Here is a 1130-nt window from a genome sequence, read left to right as displayed (position 1 = left end):
ATTTGAAGCAGCTCCACGAAGTGGCAAGGAAGTGGTGGTCATGGAACAAGTGTACAAATCTTTCGGAAACAAAGTTTTGCTTGCAGGAGCTGACTTTAATGTTAGGTGGAAAGAACGCGTTGCAATCGTCGGTCGAAACGGAACTGGCAAGTCCACCATTCTGAAATTACTGCGTGGAGAACTCGAAGTCGATGCAGGCACCGCACGTCTTGGCAGTAATGTGCGAGTAGGATTCCTGTCTCAACATTTCGAGATTGCCAACCCGAAAGCGCGCCTCATTGATGTCTTCCGAGCGGAAGTCAATGTATTTGAAGGGGAAGCGCGCCACATTCTCGCGAAGTTTATGTTCTATGGACCCGACGTTTTCAAACGGGTTGGAGATTTAAGCGGAGGAGAACGGATGCGATTGCGTCTTGCGCAACTCATGCACCAGGACATCAATTTATTGATGCTTGATGAACCAACAAACCATTTGGATATCGATTCGCGAGAAGTGCTCGAAGAAGCACTCGAAGATTTCCAAGGGACCATAGTGGCTGTCTCCCACGATCGCTACTTCCTGAATAAACTATTCCCTCGCACCGCTTGGTTGGATCGGGGAACATTCATTACCTTCGAAGGAGCCTATGAATGGGCGCGTTCGAAATGGGCAGAACGTCAGACCTCGCTTGAAAAAGAAGAACCGGTCAAAAAGGAAGAACGAGTCAAAACTATCCGTGAACGGGAGGCACAACCTCGTTCTTTTGAAAAGGAAATTGCCGATGTCGAAGAAGAACTGGCGACTCTCACTGTTCAAATTGAAGCTGAAGCGGATTGGCAAGAATACGAAAATTTATTAGTGATAAAGAAATCACTAGAAGAACGTTTGGAAGAACTAATGGCGGATTGGTTTAAATACGAGGCGTGAATTAAAAGAGAAGGGAAAGAGTGAGTCAGATGAAATATGGATGTGTCTTGTTTTTGCTTACATGTTGTTTCGTACTGAATGGATGTTCTTCAGCTGCCACTAAAGTTGAGCTTACTTCATCAAGCAATGCGAGTGAGGATGCATTCATATTGGAGTTGACTTCAATTGCCAAACAGTACAAAGAACATGAAAAAGAATCAATTACTGCACGGCTGAAATATAC

General features: G+C 45.0%; 2 protein-coding genes. One reads left to right on the top strand and one right to left on the bottom strand.

Annotated elements, in window-relative coordinates:
• The coding region (locus AC1DSB_RS19735) for an ATP-binding cassette domain-containing protein (RefSeq protein WP_477587474.1) at positions 1–907 on the top strand (907 nt) is incomplete at its 5' end.
• A 25-nt stretch (positions 908–932) separates the two neighbouring features.
• On the opposite strand, the gene AC1DSB_RS19730 is transcribed toward AC1DSB_RS19735, so the two are convergent.
• Positions 933–1130, bottom strand: a 198-nt coding sequence (locus tag AC1DSB_RS19730) for a hypothetical protein (RefSeq protein WP_477587473.1), incomplete at its 5' end; no start/stop codon positions are given.

It is taken from the genome of Paenisporosarcina sp. P4_E4_2 (assembly GCF_056401595.1).
This window is presented reverse-complemented; position numbering and strand designations above follow the sequence as displayed.